Origin of the sequence: Pseudomonas sp. NPDC096950, assembly GCF_044762525.1 — a bacterium.
GTDB lineage: Bacteria > Pseudomonadota > Gammaproteobacteria > Pseudomonadales > Pseudomonadaceae > Aquipseudomonas.
This window is the reverse complement of record NZ_JBIWEL010000017.1, coordinates 35,805-55,930: the sequence shown is the minus strand read 5'-3', so window position 1 is coordinate 55,930 and position 20,126 is coordinate 35,805. Positions and strand designations below refer to the sequence as shown.

Genomic DNA, 20,126 nt, shown 5'->3' with positions numbered 1-20,126 from the left:
GGACAAAGGCTGTCGTCGATGGCGACCGCTCGTCGCAGAGCTTCGGCCAACACGCCAATCCTGAGCTTTCCAAATCGTCGCATCCCCAAATAAGGCGCCTATAGTCGCCCCAAAATGAAAAAGGGGATAGTCATTTGCAAAAGAGCCCACTAGGGTAAGCCTTTTCCAGACTGCACTTGCAGATGGGCCTTCGATCTGTAAAGGAATCCGACCATGCGCCTCGCTGCCCTACCGCTGCTGCTTGCCCCACTGCTGCTGAGCCCACTGGCCCATGCCGCCGCCCTGACCGTCTGCACCGAGGCCAGCCCTGAAGGGTTCGACGTGGTGCAGTACAACTCGCTGACCACCACCAACGCCTCGGCCGATGTGCTGATGAATCGCCTGGTGGACTTCGATACCGCCAGCGGCAAAGTGGTCGCCAGCCTTGCGGACAGCTGGGAAGTCACGCCCGATGGCCTGACCTACGTCTTTAAATTGCATCCGCAAGTGAAGTTCCACAAAACCGAGTACTTCAGCCCGACCCGCGACCTGAGCGCCGAAGACGTCAAGTTCAGCTTCGACCGCATGCTCGACCCGGCCCACCCGTGGCACAAAGTCGCCCAGAGCGGCTTCCCCCACGCCCAGTCGATGCAACTGCCGGCGCTGATCAAGAAGATCGACGCCCTCGACCCGCTGACCGTGCGCTTCACCCTCGATCACCCGGACTCGACCTTCCTTGCCACCCTGAGCATGGGTTTCGCGTCGATTTATTCGGCTGAATACGCCGACAAATTGCTGAAGGCCGGCACCCCGGAAAAGCTCAATAGCCAGCCGATCGGCAGCGGCCCGTTCGTTTTTACGCGGTTCCAGAAAGACGCGTCGATTCGCTACAAGGCCAACCCGGACTACTTCGGCGGCAAGCCGTCAGTGGACCCGTTGATCTACGCCATTACCCCGGACGCCAACGTGCGCTTGCAGAAGTTGCGCCGCAACGAGTGCCAGATCGCCCTGTCGCCCAAGCCGCTGGATGTGGTGGCCGCCAAGCAGGAATCGACCCTGAAAGTGGAAAAGACTGACGCCTTCATGACCGCTTTCGTCGGCATCAACAGTCAGCATCCTCCGCTGGACAAGCCGGAAGTCCGTCAGGCGATCAACCTCGCGTTCGACAAGGCCAACTACCTCAAAGCCGTGTTCGAAGACACCGCCGAAGCCGCCAACGGCCCTTACCCGCCGAACACCTGGAGCTATGCCAAAGGCCTGCCGGGTTATCCCCACGACGTGACGAAGGCCAAGGCATTGATGGCCAAGGCCGGGCTCAAGGATGGCTTTCAGACCACTATTTGGACCCGCCCTTCCGGCAGTTTGTTGAACCCGAACCCGAGCCTCGGCGCCCAACTGCTGCAATCTGATCTGGCGGAAATCGGCATCCAGGCCGAAATCCGCGTGATCGAATGGGGCGAGTTGATCCGCCGCGCCAAGGCCGGCGAGCATGACCTGCTGTTCATGGGCTGGGCTGGCGACAACGGCGATCCGGATAACTTCCTCACGCCGCAGTTTTCCTGCGCTGCGGTCAAGTCCGGCACCAACTTCGCCCGTTACTGCAACCAGGACCTGGACAAACTGATCAGCGCCGGCAAGACCACCAGCGAGCAAGGCGTGCGCACCAAGCTGTATGAACAGGCTCAGGCGCAGATTCAGCAGCAGGCATTGTGGCTGCCGCTGGCGCACCCGACTGCGTTCGCGTTGACGCGCAAGGATGTCGAGGGTTACTCGGTGAGCCCGTTTGGCCGGCAGGATTACTCCAAAGTCAGCCTCAAGTAACCGCCCTACACAAACCTGTGGGAGCGGGCTTGCTCGCGAAGAGGCCGTGTCAGTCGACATCAATGTTGCCTGACACGCCGCATTCGCGAGCAAGCCCGCTCCCACAGGGGTTTTTGGGGTTCTCGACTTTTGTTACATCCAGCCGGACTCCGCCATCGACAACGGCTCACCATCCCCGACGATGAAATGGTCGAGCACGCGCACGTCCACCAGCTCCAGCGCCTCTTGAAGTCGCTTGGTCAGCATTCGGTCGGCCTGGCTGGGGTCGGTGTTGCCCGACGGGTGGTTGTGGCACAGGATCAGCGCAGCGGCGTTGTGCGCCAGGGCGCGCTTGACCACCTGACGTGGATACACGCTGGTGTTGTCGATGGAACCGCGAAATAGCACTTCAAACGCCAATACCCGGTGCTTGGAATCCAGAAACAGACAGCCGAACACCTCGTGGGGCTCATGGCGCAGCATTGCCTTGAGGTAGTCGCGCACAGCCAGAGGGCTCTCCAGCACCGAATCCCGGCGTAATCGCTCGGCCAGATGCCGACGGGCCATCTCCAGCACCGCCTGCAACTGAGCGAATTTTGCCGGGCCCAAGCCCAACTGGCTGCTGAACGCCCGTAGATCAGCCTCCAGCAACGTGCGCAGACTGCCGAATTGGTTCAACAGGTGTCGCGCCAGATCTACCGCGCTTTTGCCGGACACGCCGGTCCGTAGAAAGATTGCCAGCAGTTCAGCATCAGAAAGACTCGCCGAACCTTGTTCAAGAAGCTTCTCCCGCGGCCGCTCCGCCGCCGGCCAATCACGAATACTCATAGCACCTCCCTGGTCTGTGGGCGCCGCTGTTCCGTAGCGGTCGCTGTGATATCGTAGCCCATCTTTTTTGCGGGCGATTTCACTCCTGGGGAGGGGGTTTCGCTCTGCAGTCATCAACGAAATGAAAGGCAGACCTATGCAGCGGCTGTATCGGAAACGCATCGTTCTGGGCGTCGGCGGCGGCATTGCTGCCTACAAGAGCGCCGACCTGGTTCGCCGCCTGATCGACCAGGGCGCCGAAGTGCGCGTGGTCATGACCCGTGGCGGCAGCGAGTTCATCACCCCGCTGACCATGCAGGCCTTGTCCGGCCACCCGGTTCATCTCGACCTGCTGGACCCCGCGGCCGAAGCCGCCATGGGCCACATCGAGCTGGCCAAATGGGCCGACCTGGTGCTGATCGCCCCCGCCACCGCGGACCTGATCGCCCGTCTGGCCCAGGGTATCGCCAATGACCTGCTGACCACGCTGGTGCTGGCCACCGACGCCGTGGTCGCCGTCGCCCCGGCGATGAACCAGGCCATGTGGCGCGACCCGGCGACCCAGGCCAACCTGCAAATCCTCGAAAGCCGCGGCATCAAGTCCTTCGGCCCAGCCTCTGGCAGCCAGGCCTGTGGCGACGTCGGCATGGGCCGCATGCTCGAAGCCACCGACCTCGCCCAGTGCGCGGCGGACTGCTTCCAGCGTCAGGCGCTGACTGGCAAACACGTGCTGATCACCGCCGGCCCGACCCAGGAAAACATCGACCCGGTGCGCTACATCACCAACCACAGCTCCGGAAAAATGGGCTTTGCCCTGGCGGAAGCTGCGGTAGAAGCCGGCGCCCGCGTCACCCTGATCACCGGCCCCGTGCACTTGCCGACCCCGGATCGCGTCACCCGCATCGACGTGGTCAGCGCCCGGGACATGCTCGCTGCCTGTGAAGCCGCGATCCCGTGCGACCTGTTTATCGCCTCGGCAGCGGTCGCGGACTACCGTCCGGAAGTCGTCGCCCCACAAAAACTCAAGAAAGATCCTACGAACGGCGACGGCTTGTTGCTACAGATGGTGCGTAACCCAGACATCCTGGCCACCATCGCCACCCGCCCCGACCGTCCGTTCAGTGTCGGTTTCGCTGCCGAAACCGAACACTTGCTCGATTACGCTGCCCGCAAGTTGAAAGACAAGAACCTCGATTTGATCGTCGCCAACGACGTCGCCAACCCGAGTATTGGCTTCAACAGTGAAGAAAACGCTTGCAGCGTGATCGACCGGGAGCTGCACGCCACGCTTTTCGCCCAGACCAGCAAGAGCAAGATTGCTCGCCAGCTGATCACTTTTATCGCCGACCGTCTGAACCAGGTTTAATTTACATGCACGCTTTGCAAGCCAAGATCCTCGACCCCCGCATCGGTACCGACTTTCCGCTGCCGCAGTACGCCACCCCTGGCTCCGCCGGCCTCGACCTGCGCGCCATGCTGGAAAAAGACACCGTGATCAAGCCGGGCGAAACCCTGCTGATCCCGACCGGCCTGTCGGTCTACATCGGCGATCCGGGCCTGGCGGCGCTGATCCTGCCACGCTCCGGCCTGGGCCATAAACACGGCATCGTGCTGGGCAATCTGGTCGGTTTGATCGACTCCGATTATCAAGGCCCGCTGATGGTTTCGTGCTGGAACCGCAGCGATAAGGATTTCACCCTGGAAGTTGGCGAGCGTCTGGCTCAGCTGGTTTTGGTACCCGTGGTTCAGGCGCACTTCGAGATGGTCGAAGAGTTCGTCGAAACCGAGCGCGGTGCCGGTGGTTTCGGTCATTCGGGTAGCCATTGATCCGATAAATACACCTTTGTGGCGAGCGAGCTTGCTCGCGCTGGGCTGCGTAGCAGCCCCAAGATTCGGTGAGTGCTGCGCACTCAAACGGGAGCAAGCTCCCTCGCCACAAGTGCTTTATATGCTCGAAATTGCACAGCCGTCATCTGGAAGGTTTACCACTGAAAATCAAGGGATTGGCCAGCCAAATGCTCGCTGAAACCGGGGTCATGGCCTTTGCACACCACGAACTCTCTGTGGAAAACGCCGTCATACCCTTCAGTTTGTGCCTGCCGACGAGTCATTCCACGGCAGGTCCAGTCACTTTCGAAATGGAGCATTCCCACAGATGAACAGCCCAGCCCAAGTTGCACCCAAGTTCCCCGACAGCATCTTCCGCGCCTATGACATTCGCGGCACCGTCCCGGAATTCTTGAACGGTGAAACCGCTTACTGGCTCGGCCGTGCCATTGGCGCCCAAAGTCTGGCCCAGAATGAACCGAACGTTTCCGTAGGCCGCGACGGTCGCCTGTCCGGCCCGGAACTGGTCGAACGCCTGATCCAGGGCCTGGCCGACAGCGGTTGCCACGTCAGCGACGTCGGCCTGGTGCCAACTCCGGCGCTGTACTACGCCGCCAACGTACTGGCCGGCAAGTCTGGTGTGATGCTGACCGGCAGCCACAACCCGTCGAACTACAACGGTTTCAAGATCGTCATCGCTGGCGATACCCTGGCCAACGAACAGATCCAGGCCCTGCACGAACGCCTCAAGACCAACAACCTGAGCAGCGGCAAGGGCAGCATCACCAAGGTCGAGATCCTCGATCGCTACAACACCGAAATCGTCCAGGACATCAAACTGGCCCGCCGCCTGAAAGTGGTCGTCGATTGCGGTAACGGCGCGGCCGGCGTGATCGCCCCGCAACTGATCGAAGCGCTGAATTGCGAAGTCATCCCGCTGTTCTGCGAGGTGGACGGCAACTTCCCGAACCACCACCCGGACCCGGGCAAGCCTGAAAACCTCGTCGACCTGATCGCCAAGGTCAAGGAAACCAACGCTGACCTGGGCCTGGCCTTCGATGGCGACGGCGACCGCGTCGGCGTGGTGACCAACACCGGCAGCATCGTCTTCCCGGACCGCCTGCTGATGCTGTTCGCTCGCGACGTACTGGAGCGCAATCCGGACGCCGAGATCATCTTCGACGTCAAATGCACCCGTCGCCTCACGCCATTGATCAAGGAATACGGCGGTCGTCCGCTAATGTGGAAGACCGGTCACTCGTTGATCAAAAAGAAAATGAAACAAACTGGCGCCCTGTTGGCCGGCGAAATGAGCGGGCACGTTTTCTTCAAGGAGCGCTGGTTCGGTTTCGACGACGGCATTTACAGCGCCGCGCGGCTGCTGGAGATCCTCAGCAAGGAAAAATTCACCGCGGAAGAGCTGTTTGCGACCTTCCCGAACGATATTTCTACGCCGGAAATCAATATCCATGTGACCGAAGAGAGCAAATTCAGCATTATTGATGCATTGCACGACGCGAAGTGGGGCGAAGGCGCTGACCTGACCACCATTGACGGCGTGCGAGTCGACTACGCCAAAGGCTGGGGCCTGGTGCGCGCGTCCAACACCACGCCGGTGCTGGTCCTGCGTTTCGAGGCTGATGACGAGGCTGAATTGCAGCGCATCAAGGACGTTTTCAAAGTCCAGTTGAAGCGTGTTGCACCTGATCTCCAACTACCGTTTTGATTTAACGATTCACCCGGAGCCCTGAATGACCCTCGAACGCGAAGCCGCCGCCAACACCGCCAAGGTCCTGTCCGAAGCGCTGCCTTACATCCGCCGCTATGTCGGCAAGACGCTGGTGATCAAATACGGCGGCAACGCGATGGAAAGCGAGGAGCTGAAAACCGGCTTCGCCCGCGACATCGTGATGATGAAAGCCGTGGGCATCAACCCGGTGGTGGTTCACGGTGGCGGCCCGCAAATCGGCGACTTGCTCAAGCGTCTGTCGATCGAGAGCCACTTCATCGATGGCATGCGCGTGACTGACGCGCAGACCATGGACGTGGTGGAAATGGTCCTCGGCGGCCAGGTCAACAAAGACATCGTCAACCTGATCAACCGTCATGGCGGCAGCGCCATCGGCCTGACCGGTAAAGATGCCGAGCTGATTCGTGCGAAAAAGCTCACCGTGACGCGCCAGACTCCAGAGATGACCCAACCGGAAATCATCGACATCGGCCAGGTAGGCGAAGTGGTCGGCATCAACACCGACCTGCTGAACCTGCTGGTCAAAGGCGATTTCATCCCAGTGATCGCGCCGATCGGCGTGGGCGCCAACGGTGAGTCGTACAACATCAACGCTGACTTGGTGGCCGGTAAAGTGGCTGAAGCGCTGAAAGCTGAAAAGCTGATGCTGCTGACCAATATCGCCGGTCTGATGGACAAGCAAGGTACGGTTCTCACAGGCCTGACCACCCAGCAAGTCGACGACCTGATCGCCGACGGCACGATCTACGGCGGCATGCTGCCGAAGATCCGTTGCGCGCTGGAAGCGGTACAGGGCGGCGTGGGTAGCGCCCTGATCATTGATGGTCGGGTGCCGAATGCGATTCTGCTGGAGATCTTCACCGATACCGGTGTGGGTACGCTGATCAGCAATCGCAAGCGTCCGTAAGCGCTAGCGCCTACAAAAAGACCCCGCTCAGCCTGGCTGAGCGGGGTCTTTTTTTGCCTGCGATCCCTTGTGGGAGCGGGCTTGCCCGCGAAAGCGGTGTATCAGTCAACGATGATGTTGAATGTGATGGCCTCTTCGCGAGCAAGCCCGCTCCCACACAAATCGGTGTCAGACGCCGAATTGGGCGCGGTAGGCTTCTACGGCTGGCAGATGCTGCTTGAGCTGCGGATCGTCCGCCAGGAATTCCAGCACCTGATTCAGCGAAACAATGCTGATCACCGGAATCCCGAAGTCGCGCTCCACTTCCTGGATCGCCGACAACTCGCCGTTACCACGCTCCTGACGGTTCAGGGCAATCAGCACGCCGGCGGCCTTGGCGCCGTCCTGGGAAGCGATGATCTGCATCACTTCGCGGATCGCGGTGCCGGCGGTGATCACGTCGTCGATGATCAGCACATCGCCAGTCAACGGAGCGCCGACCAGGCTGCCGCCTTCGCCGTGGGCCTTGGCTTCCTTGCGGTTGAAACACCATGGCAGGTCACGGTCATGATGTTCGGCCAATGCCACTGCGGTGGTCGCCGCCAACGGGATGCCTTTGTACGCAGGGCCAAACAGAACATCGAACGGAATACCGCTTTCGACGATGGCTGCCGCGTAGAAACGACCCAGTTGCGCCAGGGCCGAACCGCTGTTGAAAAGGCCCGCATTGAAGAAGTAAGGACTGGTGCGCCCGGACTTCAGGGTGAACTCACCGAAGCGCAAAACGCCGCGATCGATGGCAAAACGAATGAAATCGCGCTGATACGCTTGCATGAAAAAAACCCCAAATACAACGGATTTATCTAATTAGGTTGACGCCGTGTATCATACACGCACGCGATTTTTGGGGCCATTTATGCGGATCATCAGTGTGAACGTCAATGGTATTCAGGCTGCAGTCGAGCGAGGTTTGCTCAGTTGGCTGCAAGCACAGAATGCCGACGTCATCTGCCTGCAGGACACCCGCGCCTCCGCCTTTGAACTGGACGATCCAGCCTTCCAACTGGATGGGTACTTCCTTTATGCCTGCGATGCCGAAGTTCCCGCCCAAGGTGGCGTGGCTTTGTATTCGCGGCTGCAACCGAAGGCAGTCATCAGCGGTCTCGGTTTCGAGACGGCCGACCGCTACGGGCGTTACCTGCAAGCCGATTTCGATAAGGTCAGCATCGCGACCTTGCTGCTCCCTTCGGGGCAGAATGGCGATGAAGACTTGAACCAGAAGTTCAAGCTAATGGACGACTTCGCCCGTTATCTGGATAAACAGCGACGCAAACGTCGCGAGTACATTTATTGTGGCTCGCTGTACGTGGCGCAACAGAAGCTGGATATCAAGAACTGGCGCGACAGCCAGCAATCCCCGGGCTTCCTGGCACCTGAACGTGCCTGGATGGACGAGATTGTCGGCAATATGGGTTATGTCGATGCCCTGCGTGAAGTCAGCCGTGAAGGCGACCAGTACAGCTGGTGGCCAGACAATGAACAGGCTGAGATGCTCAACCTGGGCTGGCGTTTCGACTACCAGTTGCTGACCCCGGGCCTGCGCCGCTTTGTACGCAGCGCACGCCTGCCACGTCAGCCACGGTTCTCGCAACACGCGCCGCTGATCGTGGACTACGACTGGACGCTGACCATCTAAGCGTCGTTTCGCAGATGCAAAAAAGCCGACATCGCTGTCGGCTTTTTTGTGCGTGACCACTTTCCAATGTGGGAGCGAGCCTGCTCGCGAAGGGGCCATCACATTCAAAATCAATGTGACTGACAGAACGCTTTCGCGAGCAGGCTCGCTCCCACAGTGAATCTGTGTCGTCGACTATTTCACCAATCGCCAAGTGAAGGGATAGCGGTAAGGCACCCCGTCATTGGCCTTGAGCCCGGCAATGATGGACAGCACCATCGCCACGATCAGCACCAACGGCAGCAGCGCAAAACCGATCAACACCAGCATCAGCAAGTAGCAGATGCCCGACACCAGGGCCACGGTGATCTGGAAGTTCAGCGCTTCCTTGCCCTGAGCGTCGATGAACGGATCGGTCTCACGCTTCCACTGCCAGAGAATCAGCGGACCGACGAGGTGGCCGAACGGCAGCCAGACACCGAGAAACGCCGAGAGGTGACAAAACATCGCCCACTGACGAACCTCGGGGTTCGGGGTGGGAAGCAACTGCTGTTCATCACTCATGGCGCTCTCCTTTGCCGGATGTCGAAACGATCAGTCAGCCAGTGCAGCCTTTTGCAGTTCGAAGATTTCGGTCATGCCTTTCTTCGCCAGTTCGAGCATGGCGTTCAGTTCTTCAGGCTGGAACGGCGCGCCTTCGGCAGTGCCCTGGACTTCGATGAAGCCGCCAGTGCTGGTCATCACCACGTTCAGGTCGGTCTCGGCAGCCGAGTCTTCCAGGTAGTCGAGGTCAAGCACAGGCTCGCCCTGGTACATGCCCACCGAAACGGCCGCGATCATTTGCTTGAGCGGGTCGCCGCCTTTCAGGCCGCCGCGCTTCTTGATCACTTTCAAGGCATCGACCAACGCAACCATGGCGCCAGTGATGGAGGCAGTACGGGTGCCGCCGTCAGCCTGGATCACATCGCAATCGACGTACAGGGTGACGTCGCCCAGCTTGGACATGTCCAGCGAAGCACGCAGGGAACGACCGATAAGGCGCTGGATTTCCAGGGTGCGACCGCCTTGCTTGCCGCGGCTCGCTTCACGCTGGTTACGCTCGCCGGTGGCGCGCGGCAGCATGCCGTATTCAGCGGTCAACCAGCCTTGGCCCTGACCTTTAAGGAAACGCGGTACGCCGTTCTCGACGCTGACAGTGCAGATGACTTTGGTGTCACCGAACTCGACCAGTACAGATCCCTCGGCATGCTTGGTGTAGTTGCGGGTGATGCGGATCGAGCGGAGCTGATCGGCAACGCGACCACTTGGACGTTTCATAGGGAATACCTGTACTGGGGACGGAAAACTGCGGAGCATTATAGAGCCGCCAGCCACGACTGGGCACTTCTAAAAAATCCGGCCGACGGCTGAAGGCCGCCAAAAGCACATAACCGACGGCCTGCAGCCCTTTGTCACAGCGTGTGTTTGGGCGCATCCGCCCCACTGCGCTACAATCCTGCGCCTTTGCTGCCAGTCGGCTCACATTCATTGATCGCGGGTCCGCGAAGCCCAAGGGTTTCGCGTCGGCCTGCATTGCGAGGTACCTCCATGGTGCACAGCATGACCGCCTTCGCCCGCGTCGAAAAAGCCGGCGCCCAAGGCACCCTGAGCTGGGAACTGCGCTCGGTCAACAGCCGCTACCTGGAGCCGCACCTGCGCCTGCCGGAATCCTTTCGTGACCTCGAAGGCGCGGTCCGCGAAGCGCTGCGCCAGGGCATTTCCCGGGGCAAACTGGAATGCACCCTGCGTTTCACCGAAGAAAGCACCGGTAAACCCCTGCAACTGGACCGCGAGCGCGCCGCGCAACTGGTCGCGGCCGCCGAAACGATTGCCGGCCTGATCAAGAACCCGGCAGCGTTGAACCCATTGGAAGTTCTGGCCTGGCCCGGTGTATTGGTGGGCGACGCCACTGACCCGCAAGCCCTGAACGCCGAGGCACTGGCCCTGTTCAATCAAGGCTTGAAAGAACTGAAGGCCGGCCGCGAGCGCGAAGGCGCGGAGCTGGCTCGCCTGATCAACGAGCGCCTGACCTCTATTGAAGAAGACGTCGTGACCCTGCGCGAACTCGTCCCGCAGATGCTCGCCACCCAGCGCCAGAAAGTCCTCGACCGCTTTGCCGACATGAAAGCCGAGATGGACCCGCAGCGCCTGGAGCAGGAAATGGTCATGCTCGCGCAAAAGAGCGACGTCGCCGAAGAACTGGATCGCCTGAGCACCCACATCATCGAAGTTCGCCGGGTGCTCAAGTCCGGCGGCGCGGCGGGTCGGCGCCTGGACTTCCTGATGCAGGAACTCAACCGCGAAGCCAATACACTGGGCTCCAAAGCCTTCGACCCGCGCAGCACGACGGCTGCGGTCAACCTCAAAGTGTTGATCGAGCAGATGCGCGAACAAGTGCAGAATATTGAGTAAGGCAAACCCGACATGACCCATAGCACCGGCACCCTGTACATCATTTCCGCCCCTTCGGGCGCGGGCAAGAGCAGCCTGGTCAAGGCCCTGACCGACTCCGACCAGGAGATTCGCGTCTCGGTCTCCCACACCACCCGCGCCATGCGCCCCGGTGAAGTGGACGGCGTGAACTATCACTTCGTCTCCCGCGAAGCGTTTGTGAAGATGGGCGAACATGGGGATTTCCTGGAGCGCGCCGAAGTGTTCGGCAATCTCTACGGCACCTCGCAAAGCCACTTGCAGCAGACCCTGGACGCGGGCCACGACCTGATCCTGGAAATCGACTGGCAGGGCGCCGAGCAAGTGCGCAAGCTGATGCCGCAAGCGCGCTCGATCTTCATTCTGCCGCCGTCGTTGCAGGCCTTGCACCAGCGTCTGACCAATCGCGGCCAGGACAGCGACGAGATCATTGACGGCCGGATGCGTGAAGCGGTCAGCGAGATGAGCCACTATGTCGACTACGACTACCTGATCATCAACGACGATTTCGCCCATGCATTGCATGATCTGAAGGCGATTTTCCGGGCCAATCAGCTGCATCAGAAGCGTCAGCAGCAGCGCCACGGAAAACTTTTGGCCGAATTGCTCGGCTAAACAGCTCTTCCCAAAACCGCCGCAAGGGCTTTACATTGGCACTTGCAGCGCGTTGAAGGGCTTGGTCAAAAAATCAGCGCTTCCCTAATCGCTGGTGATTTTTTAAACTGTTGAGTCCGCTCGCCCAATCGGGCAGCGCGCATATTGCATTCGCTCCGAGGAATACCATGGCCCGCGTAACCGTTGAAGACTGCCTGAATCACGTGGAAAACCGTTTTGAGCTGGTCATGCTGTCCACCAAACGTGCCCGTCAACTGGCCACCGGCGGCAAAGAGCCACTGGTTCAGTGGGAAAACGACAAGCCTACTGTTGTAGCGCTGCGTGAAATCGCTGAAGGCCTGATGAGCTATGAGTTCATCGCCAATGCTGAAATCGTCGAAGACGAACCGCTGTTCGCAGCGTTCGAGGACGAGTCCAACGAGGCCGTCTAAGCCTATGCCTGGTCGACGTAGCACGGCGCGGGGTCACAGCGAACGGCAGGAGTCATCATGCCGAGCATAGACGCCCTCGCCGATCGCTTATCGACCTACCTCGGCAAGGACCAGGTCAACTTGGTCCGCCGAGCGTATTTCTACGCCGAACAAGCCCACGACGGCCAACGCCGCCGCAGTGGCGAGGCGTACGTCACGCATCCTCTTGCGGTGGCGAATATTCTTGCCGACATGCATATGGACCATCAAAGCCTGATGGCGGCCATGCTGCATGACGTGATCGAAGACACCGGGATTGCCAAGGAAGCGCTGCAAGCGCAGTTCGGTGAAACCGTGGCCGAACTGGTCGACGGGGTCAGCAAACTGACCCAGATGAACTTCGAGACCAAGGCCGAAGCCCAGGCTGAAAACTTCCAGAAAATGGCCATGGCCATGGCTCGCGACATTCGCGTGATCCTGGTCAAGCTGGCCGACCGCCTGCACAACATGCGCACGCTGGAAGTGCTGTCCGGCGAAAAACGCCGACGCATCGCCAAGGAAACCCTGGAAATCTATGCGCCCATCGCCAATCGGCTGGGCATGCACGCCATCCGCATAGAATTCGAAGACCTCGGCTTCAAGGCCATGCACCCGATGCGTTCCGCGCGGATTAACCAGGCGGTCAAGCGCGCCCGGGGCAACCGCAAGGAAATCGTCAACAAGATCGAAGAGTCCCTCAGCCATTGCCTGGCGATTGATGAAATCCAGGGCGAAGTCAGCGGGCGCCAGAAACACCTCTACGGCATCTACAAGAAAATGCGCGGCAAGCGTCGGGCCTTCAACGAGATCATGGACGTCTACGCGTTCCGGATCATCGTCGACAAGGTCGATACCTGCTACCGCGTGCTGGGTGCTGTGCATAATTTGTACAAACCGTTGCCGGGTCGCTTCAAGGATTACATCGCGATCCCCAAGGCCAACGGCTATCAGTCGCTGCACACCACGCTGTTCGGCATGCACGGTGTACCGATCGAGATCCAGATCCGCACCCGTGAAATGGAAGAGATGGCCAACAACGGCATCGCCGCCCATTGGCTGTACAAATCCAGCGGCGACGAGCAACCGAAAGGCACTCACGCCCGCGCCCGCCAGTGGGTCAAAGGCGTGCTGGAAATGCAACAACGGGCCGGCAACTCGCTGGAATTCATCGAAAGCGTGAAGATCGACCTGTTCCCGGACGAGGTCTACGTGTTCACGCCTAAAGGCCGGATCATGGAGCTGCCCAAAGGCTCCACGGCGGTGGACTTTGCTTACGCGGTGCACACCGACGTCGGCAACAGCTGCATCGCCTGTCGGATCAACCGCCGTCTCGCACCGCTGTCCGAACCGCTGCAAAGCGGCTCTACGGTCGAGATCGTCAGCGCCCCCGGCGCGCGGCCGAACCCGGCGTGGCTCAACTTCGTGGTCACAGGCAAAGCGCGGACCCACATCCGCCACGCGCTGAAACTGCAACGCCGCTCCGAATCCATCAGCCTCGGCGAACGCCTGCTGAACAAGGTACTGAACGGTTTCGACAGCACCCTGGACAAAATCCCGGGCGAGCGCGTCAAGGCGATGCTCACCGAATATCGCCTGGAACTGATCGAAGACCTGCTCGAAGACATCGGCCTGGGCAATCGCATGGCCTATGTGGTCGCCCGCCGCCTGCTGGGCGAAGGCGAACAGTTGCCGAGCGCCGAAGGCCCGCTGGCGATTCGCGGCACCGAAGGTTTGGTGCTGAGCTACGCCAAGTGCTGCACGCCGATCCCGGGCGACCCGATTGTCGGTCACCTGTCTGCGGGCAAAGGCATGGTCGTGCACCTGGACAACTGCCGCAACATCAGCGAAATCCGCCACAACCCGGAAAAATGCATCCAGCTCTCGTGGGCCAAGGATGTCACCGGCGAATTCAACGTCGAGCTGCGCGTCGAGCTGGAACATCAGCGCGGCCTGATCGCCCTGCTGGCCAGCAGCGTCAACGCGGCCGACGGCAATATCGAAAAAATCAGCATGGACGAGCGCGATGGTCGCATCAGCGTGGTCCAACTGGTGGTCAGCGTGCACGACCGTGTGCACCTGGCCCGCGTGATCAAGAAACTGCGCGCCTTGACCGGGGTGATTCGCATCACCCGCATGCGTGCGTAGCCCATCTATTACAAGGAGTCATTCATGACCAAGACTGTTATCACCAGCGACAAGGCCCCGGCCGCCATCGGCACTTATTCCCAGGCGATCAAGGCTGGCAATACCGTTTACATGTCGGGTCAGATTCCCTTGGACCCAAAAACCATGGAACTGGTCGAAGGCTTCGAAGCCCAGACCGTCCAGGTGTTCGAGAACCTGAAAGCCGTGGCCGAAGCTGCCGGCGGTTCGTTCAAGGACATCGTCAAACTGAACATCTTCCTCACCGACCTGAGCCACTTCGCCAAGGTCAACGAGATCATGGGCAAATACTTTGACCAGCCCTACCCTGCCCGCGCCGCCATCGGCGTAGCAGCCCTGCCAAAGGGTTCGCAGGTAGAAATGGACGCCATTCTGGTCATCGAGTAATACATCCGGCGCAGCCCCAACAGGCTGCGCCGTTTTCGTTTTGAAAGGATTCCACCATGCGCAAAGCGCTTGCCCTCTCCTTGCTCGCCGTTTTCCTCGGCGGCTGCGCCAGCAATCCTGCCGACCGCGACATCAGCGGCACCTGGATCAACCAGGTGGCCATCGATGCTGCCTCCAAGGGCGGCCCCCTGCGCGAAGCGCTCCAGGCTTACGGTCCGAACCTGGAATGGGACGTCAACACCAAGGCCGGCCAGGCCCGTTACACCAACGGTTTTGAAAACGTCGAAGGCAAGCTGCTGGCCGATGAGTCCGGCGCCTGGAAAGTCGACTTCTATGGCAGCTCCGCCAGCGAGTTGCGACGCGACGGCAAGCAACTCAGCCAGGTCGCGAACGACAACGAACCCGCGCAAGTCTTCGACCGCGCGTTGATTCCAGTCCCGGAAGGCGCGCCGATCGGTGCGAGCTTCGAACGCGCGCTGTACACGGCGTATATGGGCGGCAGCTGGAAAATCGTCAATGGCCAGGGTGAAGGCGAAACCGTGCAATTCCAGGCGGATGGCCAAGTGGCCGGCCTGCCGGGTGCGGATCGTTATGCGCTGTGCCTGGCGGGCGATTGCGCGTCGATGAGCGGCGGCAACGACAATATGTGGTTGCAACAGAACGGCCAGGGCAACACCTGGATCTTTGCCCGCAAGGGTAAGGAGCTGGAAATCTTCCAGGCCGTGAACACGGCTCAGGCGGATGAGATGCCTTCGTTTACACCGGGTGATCGCAAGTGGTTGCTGGAAAAACAGTGATCCGGCCGTAATGCCAATACAAACAATGTGGGAGCGGGCTTGCTCGCGAAGAGGCAGTAACATTCAACATCTTCGTTGACTGTTACACCGCTTTCGCGAGCAAGCCCGCTCCCACATTTCGTTTGTGGCGACTAAGGGTCAGCAGCGACCTTCAAGAATCGCGGCGTATCCTTCGCGATAACTCGGATACTTCGGCTCCCAGCCCAACGCTTTCGCCCGCGCATTGCTGCAACGCTTGCTGCCAGTGCGGCGCACGCTCTCGTCCTCAGCCCATTCGGTCACACCCAAATACTCACGCAGCCAGCCCACCACATCTGCCAGTGGCGCAGGCGCGTCGTCGACGCCGATGTAGACGTTATCCAGCGCCACGCCACGCTGATCCGCCTCCAGCAGATACGCCATCAACCCCGCTGCGTCGTCGGCGTGAATGCGGTTGCCATACAACGGCGGATCAATCGCCACGCGATAACCGCGACGAACCTGAGTCAGCAGAAACTCTCGGCCCGGACCGTAAATGCCGGTCAGGCGCACGATGCTCGCCGGGATGCCGCTGTCGAGGGCAATCTGCTCGGCTTCCAGCATCACCCGCCCGGAATAACCCGCCGCCACGGTCGGCGAGTTTTCGTCGACCCACTCGCCTTCCTGCTGGCCGTAAACACTGCTGCTGGATACGAATAGCAGCCGATTGGGCACCTGTCCGTAGTCGCCCAGCCATTCCAGCACGTGCTGCAACCCCTGAATATAAGCGGCGCGATAACCCGCTTCATCGTGATCGGTGGCCGCTGCGCAATACACCAGGTAATCCACCGCTCCGATTGGCCAGGTGTCCGGGCAGTCCTTATTGAACAAGTCGCCGGCAACGCCAATCACCCCTTCGGGCAGGCGTGAGACGTCACGCCGCAAGCCGTGAACCTCCCACCCGGCGGCCAACAATTGGGTGGCCAGACGACTGCCGACATCACCGCAGCCGGCGATCAAAACAGATGGCGCGGACATCAGAAAACTCCCTCAGGAAAGGTACAGACTAGCGCCCGTATAGGACGAGCGGCTAGCAATGGAAGAAAAAAAGAGAAGCCATTACTTTTGTTAACAAGAATTACTTGCAATAATGCCGACCACTTTTGTTCTCGGCCTTACGAGGCCTGGAAGAACATTCACCCTATTTTTCTCTCAGGTCCGGCCAGCATGACACGCAATCAATTCCCCGCTTCGCCAACCAAACGACCTCGCGCCTGGAGCGCTGTGGCCGCCCTGCTGCTCAGCCTGCTGCTGGCGCCAACCGCCGCGTTCGCTGATGCAACAGCACCCGCCACCCCAGCCGCTGCGACGGCTCCGGCACCTGCTGATCACGCTGCTGCACCGGCCGCAACCGACCCGGTCCAGGCTGTCGACGCCACTGCTGCAGACGACGCACCTGAAGTCCTCGAACCCGATAACACCTTGGGCATGGCCCACGACCTGTCGCCTTGGGGCATGTACCAGAACGCCGATATTATCGTGAAAATCGTGATGATCGGCCTGGCCATCGCCTCGATCATCACCTGGACCATCTGGATTGCCAAAGGCTTCGAGCTGATGGGCGCCAAGCGTCGCCTGCGTAACGAAATCGTGCACCTGAAGAAAGCCACCACCCTTAAAGAAGCCAGCGCCACCGCGACCAAGCAAGGCACCCTCGCCCATCTGCTGGTCCACGATGCCCTGGAAGAAATGCGACTGTCGGCCAACAGCCGCGAGAAAGAAGGCATCAAGGAACGTGTAGCCTTCCGTCTTGAGCGTCTGGTTGCCGCTTGCGGTCGCAACATGAGCAGCGGCACCGGCGTGCTCGCCACCATCGGTTCCACCGCGCCTTTCGTAGGTTTGTTCGGCACCGTATGGGGCATCATGAACAGCTTCATCGGCATCGCCAAAACCCAGACCACCAACCTCGCCGTTGTGGCCCCGGGCATTGCCGAAGCCCTGCTGGCTACCGCGCTGGGTCTGGTTGCCGCGATTCCTGCCGTAGTGATCTACAACGTTTTCGCCCGCTCCATCGCCGGTTACAAGGCGCAGGTGTCGGACGCCTCTGCTGAAGTCCTGTTGCTGGTCAGCCGTGATCTCGATCACCTGCCGACCGCTGAGCGCTCCACGCAACCCCACATGGTCAAAGCAGGGTAATCAGCCATGGGCTTGCATTTGAAAGAAGGCGCGGACGACGATCTGGCCGAGAACCACGAAATCAACGTTACGCCGTTTATCGACGTGATGCTGGTGCTGTTGATCATCTTCATGGTGGCCGCGCCTTTGGCCACTGTGGACATCAAGGTCGACCTGCCCGCCTCCAGCGCCAAACCGGCGCCACGGCCAGAGAAACCCGTGTTCCTCAGCGTCAAGGCTGACCAACGCCTGTTCCTTGGCGAAGACGAAGTGAAGGCCGAAGCACTCGGCGCCACGCTCGACGCCCGGACCAAGGGCAAGAAAGACACGACGATCTTCTTCCAGGCCGATAAAGGCGTGGACTACGGCGACCTGATGAGCGTGATGGATAACCTGCGCTCCGCCGGCTACCTGAAGGTCGGTCTGGTCGGGCTTGAGACGGCAGTCAAGAAATGATCACGACGCGCCATAAGCTGACGCGTTACAGCGGGAGCCTGGCCGTGGTGCTTGGCGTCCATGCGCTGGCCATTGCGCTGGCGGTGAACTGGACGGCACGCCCGCCCATCGAGCTGCCACCGCAGGCGATGATGGTGGAGTTGGCGCCGGTTCCTGCCCCGCCACCGCCGGCACCGCCGAAGGTGATCACGCCGCCACAACCACCGGCCCCGGTGGAAGAACTGCCGATCCCGAAACTGGCGGAAGTGCCGAAGGCAGAAATTGCCGTGCCGAAACCGGTCAAACCCAAGCCCAAGCCGCAACCGCCCAAGCCTGTGGAGAAAAAACCGGAGCCGCCGAAGGAGAAACCGTCCGAGGCCAAACCGAGCGACGCGCAACCGACCCAGGCACCGACCGAGAAGTCCGCACAGCCAGCTCCGGGTCCTTCGCCCGCGCAACAGGCCGCCAAGGCCAGTTGGCAAGGTACCTTGCTCGCTCACTTGGCCAAGTACAAAAAGTACCCGGCCAGTGCGCAATCCCGAGGCAAGGAAGGTTTGAACCGTCTGCGCTTCGTGGTCGACGGCGAAGGCAATGTGCTGTCGTTCGAACTGGTGGGCCGCTCCGGCAACGCCGATCTGGACCGGGCCACCCTGGAAATGATCAAGCGCGCCCAGCCGCTGCCCAAGCCACCGGCCGACATGCTGAACAACGGCTCGATCGAAATCGTCGCGCCGTTCGTTTACTCGCTGGAGCGCCGTCGATAAGACCCATGTGGAAGCGGGCTTGCTCGCGAAGAGGCCATCACATCCAACATCCATGTTGGCTGACACACCGCTTTCGCGAGCAGGCCCGCTCCCACAACGTCATGCAGCAGCCAAAAAGGCACCGAAAGGTGCCTTTTGCATATCCGCCAGCGGCAAACCCGCATTGCCCTGTGTCACTCAACACACTCACTCTGATAACGTGCGTCTATCGATTGCAGCCGGTATGCTTGGCCCGCAACTTCATGGACGCTCGCTATGACTCTTACAGAATTACGCTACATCGTTACCCTCGCCCAAGAGCAGCACTTCGGCCACGCGGCCGAGCGTTGCCACGTCAGCCAGCCGACCCTGTCGGTGGGCGTGAAAAAGCTTGAAGACGAACTCGGTGTGCTGATTTTCGAGCGCAGCAAGAGCGCCGTGCGCCTGACCCCGGTCGGCGAAGGCATCGTGGCCCAGGCGCAAAAAGTCCTGGAACAAGCCCAAGGCATCCGCGAACTGGCCCAGGCCGGCAAGAACCAGCTGACCGCCCCGCTGAAAGTCGGCGCGATCTACACCGTCGGCCCGTACCTATTCCCGCACCTGATTCCACAACTGCACCGGGTCGCCCCGCAGATGCCGTTGTACATCGAAGAGAACTTCACCCACGTGCTGCGCGACAAACTGCGCAACGGCGAGCTCGACGCGATCATCATCGCCTTGCCGTTCAACGAAGCCGACGTGCTGACCCTGCCGCTCTACGACGAACCCTTCTACGTCCTGATGCCGGCCCAGCACCCGTGGACGCAAAAAGAATCCATCGACGCCGCCCTGCTTAACGACAAGAGCCTGCTGCTGCTCGGCGAAGGCCACTGCTTCCGTGATCAAGTGCTGGAAGCCTGCCCGACCCTGGGCAAAGGCAACGACGGCGCCAAGCACACCACGGTGGAGTCCAGTTCCCTGGAAACCATCCGCCACATGGTCGCTTCCGGCCTCGGCATTTCGATCCTGCCGCTGTCGGCGGTGGACAGCCACCATTACGCGCCCGGCGTGATTGCCGTGCGCCCACTGTCGCCGCCGGTGCCGTTCCGCACCGTGGCCATCGCCTGGCGCGCAAGTTTTCCGCGGCCGAAGGCGATTGAAATCCTCGCTGACTCCATTCGCCTGTGCTCGGTGGCCAAGCCACAAGCGCCGGTGGTGGCCGGTTAAGTCGC

General features: G+C 60.5%; 20 protein-coding genes and 1 pseudogene. 16 read left to right on the top strand and 5 right to left on the bottom strand.

Annotated elements, in window-relative coordinates:
- Window positions 1–213: 213 nt before the first annotated feature.
- On the top strand, window positions 214–1,800 hold the full coding sequence (locus ACIQY3_RS23270; protein ID WP_403024119.1) for an ABC transporter substrate-binding protein: 1,587 nt from the start codon (window positions 214–216) through the stop codon (window positions 1,798–1,800).
- 132 nt (window positions 1,801–1,932) lie between these two features.
- On the opposite strand, the gene radC is transcribed toward ACIQY3_RS23270, so the two are convergent.
- Window positions 1,933–2,607 (bottom strand): DNA repair protein RadC, encoded by a 675-nt coding sequence (gene radC, locus ACIQY3_RS23265; protein WP_403024116.1) that lies wholly within the window; start codon window positions 2,605–2,607, stop codon window positions 1,933–1,935.
- A 136-nt stretch (window positions 2,608–2,743) separates the two neighbouring features.
- On the opposite strand from radC, the gene coaBC reads away from it, so the two are divergent.
- The 4 genes and pseudogenes from coaBC (at window position 2,744) to argB (ending at window position 7,070) form a co-directional block, all read left to right on the top strand.
- A complete protein-coding gene (coaBC, locus tag ACIQY3_RS23260) occupies window positions 2,744–3,952 on the top strand; it encodes a bifunctional phosphopantothenoylcysteine decarboxylase/phosphopantothenate--cysteine ligase CoaBC (protein ID WP_123403791.1) in 1,209 nt (402 codons plus the stop codon).
- A 5-nt stretch (window positions 3,953–3,957) separates the two neighbouring features.
- Window positions 3,958–4,413, top strand: a complete 456-nt coding sequence (gene dut / locus ACIQY3_RS23255; RefSeq protein WP_054048458.1) for a dUTP diphosphatase — start codon at window positions 3,958–3,960, stop codon at window positions 4,411–4,413.
- A 349-nt stretch (window positions 4,414–4,762) separates the two neighbouring features.
- Window positions 4,763–6,139: pseudogene (locus tag ACIQY3_RS23250) on the top strand (phosphomannomutase/phosphoglucomutase); the annotation flags it as partial.
- Between the two features lie 25 nt (window positions 6,140–6,164).
- Complete coding sequence (gene argB, locus ACIQY3_RS23245; protein WP_054048454.1) at window positions 6,165–7,070, top strand: acetylglutamate kinase; 906 nt, start codon at window positions 6,165–6,167, stop codon at window positions 7,068–7,070.
- Between the two features lie 168 nt (window positions 7,071–7,238).
- Here the strand turns inward: argB and pyrE are convergent, their stop codons facing one another.
- The gene (gene pyrE, locus ACIQY3_RS23240) at window positions 7,239–7,883 is read right to left on the bottom strand and encodes an orotate phosphoribosyltransferase (RefSeq protein ID WP_008038033.1); all 645 of its coding nucleotides are present in this window, start codon (window positions 7,881–7,883) and stop codon (window positions 7,239–7,241) included.
- Between the two features lie 82 nt (window positions 7,884–7,965).
- Here pyrE and ACIQY3_RS23235 point away from each other — a divergent pair, with 82 nt between their 5' ends.
- On the top strand, window positions 7,966–8,745 hold the full coding sequence (locus tag ACIQY3_RS23235) for an exodeoxyribonuclease III (protein ID WP_003176915.1): 780 nt from the start codon (window positions 7,966–7,968) through the stop codon (window positions 8,743–8,745).
- Window positions 8,746–8,919: 174 nt separating this feature from the next.
- Here ACIQY3_RS23235 and ACIQY3_RS23230 read toward each other — a convergent pair whose 3' ends face one another.
- Together ACIQY3_RS23230 and rph are read right to left on the bottom strand one after the other, a co-directional pair.
- Window positions 8,920–9,288, bottom strand: coding sequence for a DUF4870 domain-containing protein (locus ACIQY3_RS23230; RefSeq protein ID WP_403024107.1), 369 nt, complete (start codon window positions 9,286–9,288; stop codon window positions 8,920–8,922).
- Between the two features lie 30 nt (window positions 9,289–9,318).
- Window positions 9,319–10,041 carry a ribonuclease PH gene (gene rph / locus ACIQY3_RS23225; protein ID WP_403024104.1) on the bottom strand — a complete coding sequence of 241 codons (723 nt, stop codon included), beginning with the start codon at window positions 10,039–10,041 and terminating at the stop codon, window positions 9,319–9,321.
- Window positions 10,042–10,311: 270 nt separating this feature from the next.
- On the opposite strand from rph, the gene ACIQY3_RS23220 reads away from it, so the two are divergent.
- The 6 genes from ACIQY3_RS23220 (at window position 10,312) to ACIQY3_RS23195 (ending at window position 15,604) form a co-directional block, all read left to right on the top strand.
- Entirely contained in the window at window positions 10,312–11,175 is an 864-nt protein-coding gene (locus ACIQY3_RS23220; RefSeq protein WP_403024101.1) for a YicC/YloC family endoribonuclease, read from the top strand.
- Window positions 11,176–11,187: 12 nt separating this feature from the next.
- Complete coding sequence (gmk, locus tag ACIQY3_RS23215) at window positions 11,188–11,808, top strand: guanylate kinase (RefSeq protein WP_403024098.1); 621 nt, start codon at window positions 11,188–11,190, stop codon at window positions 11,806–11,808.
- 167 nt (window positions 11,809–11,975) lie between these two features.
- Window positions 11,976–12,239 (top strand): DNA-directed RNA polymerase subunit omega, encoded by a 264-nt coding sequence (rpoZ, locus tag ACIQY3_RS23210; protein WP_007894670.1) that lies wholly within the window; start codon window positions 11,976–11,978, stop codon window positions 12,237–12,239.
- Window positions 12,240–12,296: 57 nt separating this feature from the next.
- Window positions 12,297–14,402, top strand: a complete 2,106-nt coding sequence (gene spoT, locus ACIQY3_RS23205; protein WP_054048436.1) for a bifunctional GTP diphosphokinase/guanosine-3',5'-bis pyrophosphate 3'-pyrophosphohydrolase — start codon at window positions 12,297–12,299, stop codon at window positions 14,400–14,402.
- 24 nt (window positions 14,403–14,426) lie between these two features.
- Window positions 14,427–14,807 carry a RidA family protein gene (locus ACIQY3_RS23200; RefSeq protein ID WP_003229509.1) on the top strand — a complete coding sequence of 127 codons (381 nt, stop codon included), beginning with the start codon at window positions 14,427–14,429 and terminating at the stop codon, window positions 14,805–14,807.
- Between the two features lie 56 nt (window positions 14,808–14,863).
- A complete protein-coding gene (locus ACIQY3_RS23195; protein WP_403024093.1) occupies window positions 14,864–15,604 on the top strand; it encodes a hypothetical protein in 741 nt (246 codons plus the stop codon).
- 138 nt (window positions 15,605–15,742) lie between these two features.
- Here the strand turns inward: ACIQY3_RS23195 and ACIQY3_RS23190 are convergent, their stop codons facing one another.
- Window positions 15,743–16,600, bottom strand: a complete 858-nt coding sequence (locus tag ACIQY3_RS23190; protein ID WP_403024090.1) for an SDR family oxidoreductase — start codon at window positions 16,598–16,600, stop codon at window positions 15,743–15,745.
- Window positions 16,601–16,789: 189 nt separating this feature from the next.
- On the opposite strand from ACIQY3_RS23190, the gene exbB reads away from it, so the two are divergent.
- The 4 genes from exbB to ACIQY3_RS23170 all read left to right on the top strand — a co-directional run bounded on the left by exbB (window position 16,790) and on the right by ACIQY3_RS23170 (window position 20,121).
- The gene (gene exbB / locus ACIQY3_RS23185) at window positions 16,790–17,758 is read left to right on the top strand and encodes a tonB-system energizer ExbB (protein ID WP_403024087.1); all 969 of its coding nucleotides are present in this window, start codon (window positions 16,790–16,792) and stop codon (window positions 17,756–17,758) included.
- A 6-nt stretch (window positions 17,759–17,764) separates the two neighbouring features.
- Window positions 17,765–18,193: a TonB system transport protein ExbD gene (gene exbD / locus ACIQY3_RS23180; protein ID WP_008150131.1), complete on the top strand. Its 429-nt coding sequence runs from the start codon at window positions 17,765–17,767 to the stop codon at window positions 18,191–18,193.
- The gene (locus ACIQY3_RS23175) at window positions 18,190–18,936 is read left to right on the top strand and encodes an energy transducer TonB (RefSeq protein WP_054048428.1); all 747 of its coding nucleotides are present in this window, start codon (window positions 18,190–18,192) and stop codon (window positions 18,934–18,936) included. Before exbD ends, ACIQY3_RS23175 begins: the two co-directional genes overlap by 4 nt.
- Window positions 18,937–19,191: 255 nt before the next feature.
- Window positions 19,192–20,121 carry a hydrogen peroxide-inducible genes activator gene (locus ACIQY3_RS23170; protein WP_213937832.1) on the top strand — a complete coding sequence of 310 codons (930 nt, stop codon included), beginning with the start codon at window positions 19,192–19,194 and terminating at the stop codon, window positions 20,119–20,121.
- The last annotated feature ends 5 nt before the right edge of the window (window positions 20,122–20,126 follow it).

Coding starts and splice junctions, on each gene's coding strand:
- ACIQY3_RS23230 (WP_403024107.1), bottom strand. CDS start 9,288: ATGAGTGATGAACAGCAGTTGCTTCCCACCCCGAACCCCGAGGTTCGT.
- pyrE (WP_008038033.1), bottom strand. CDS start 7,883: ATGCAAGCGTATCAGCGCGATTTCATTCGTTTTGCCATCGATCGCGGC.
- ACIQY3_RS23170 (WP_213937832.1), top strand. CDS start 19,192: ATGACTCTTACAGAATTACGCTACATCGTTACCCTCGCCCAAGAGCAG.
- ACIQY3_RS23235 (WP_003176915.1), top strand. CDS start 7,966: ATGCGGATCATCAGTGTGAACGTCAATGGTATTCAGGCTGCAGTCGAG.
- ACIQY3_RS23175 (WP_054048428.1), top strand. CDS start 18,190: ATGATCACGACGCGCCATAAGCTGACGCGTTACAGCGGGAGCCTGGCC.
- ACIQY3_RS23200 (WP_003229509.1), top strand. CDS start 14,427: ATGACCAAGACTGTTATCACCAGCGACAAGGCCCCGGCCGCCATCGGC.
- dut (WP_054048458.1), top strand. CDS start 3,958: ATGCACGCTTTGCAAGCCAAGATCCTCGACCCCCGCATCGGTACCGAC.
- spoT (WP_054048436.1), top strand. CDS start 12,297: ATGCCGAGCATAGACGCCCTCGCCGATCGCTTATCGACCTACCTCGGC.
- exbD (WP_008150131.1), top strand. CDS start 17,765: ATGGGCTTGCATTTGAAAGAAGGCGCGGACGACGATCTGGCCGAGAAC.
- rpoZ (WP_007894670.1), top strand. CDS start 11,976: ATGGCCCGCGTAACCGTTGAAGACTGCCTGAATCACGTGGAAAACCGT.
- coaBC (WP_123403791.1), top strand. CDS start 2,744: ATGCAGCGGCTGTATCGGAAACGCATCGTTCTGGGCGTCGGCGGCGGC.
- ACIQY3_RS23270 (WP_403024119.1), top strand. CDS start 214: ATGCGCCTCGCTGCCCTACCGCTGCTGCTTGCCCCACTGCTGCTGAGC.
- exbB (WP_403024087.1), top strand. CDS start 16,790: ATGACACGCAATCAATTCCCCGCTTCGCCAACCAAACGACCTCGCGCC.
- ACIQY3_RS23195 (WP_403024093.1), top strand. CDS start 14,864: ATGCGCAAAGCGCTTGCCCTCTCCTTGCTCGCCGTTTTCCTCGGCGGC.
- argB (WP_054048454.1), top strand. CDS start 6,165: ATGACCCTCGAACGCGAAGCCGCCGCCAACACCGCCAAGGTCCTGTCC.
- gmk (WP_403024098.1), top strand. CDS start 11,188: ATGACCCATAGCACCGGCACCCTGTACATCATTTCCGCCCCTTCGGGC.
- ACIQY3_RS23220 (WP_403024101.1), top strand. CDS start 10,312: ATGGTGCACAGCATGACCGCCTTCGCCCGCGTCGAAAAAGCCGGCGCC.
- rph (WP_403024104.1), bottom strand. CDS start 10,041: ATGAAACGTCCAAGTGGTCGCGTTGCCGATCAGCTCCGCTCGATCCGC.
- ACIQY3_RS23190 (WP_403024090.1), bottom strand. CDS start 16,600: ATGTCCGCGCCATCTGTTTTGATCGCCGGCTGCGGTGATGTCGGCAGT.
- radC (WP_403024116.1), bottom strand. CDS start 2,607: ATGAGTATTCGTGATTGGCCGGCGGCGGAGCGGCCGCGGGAGAAGCTT.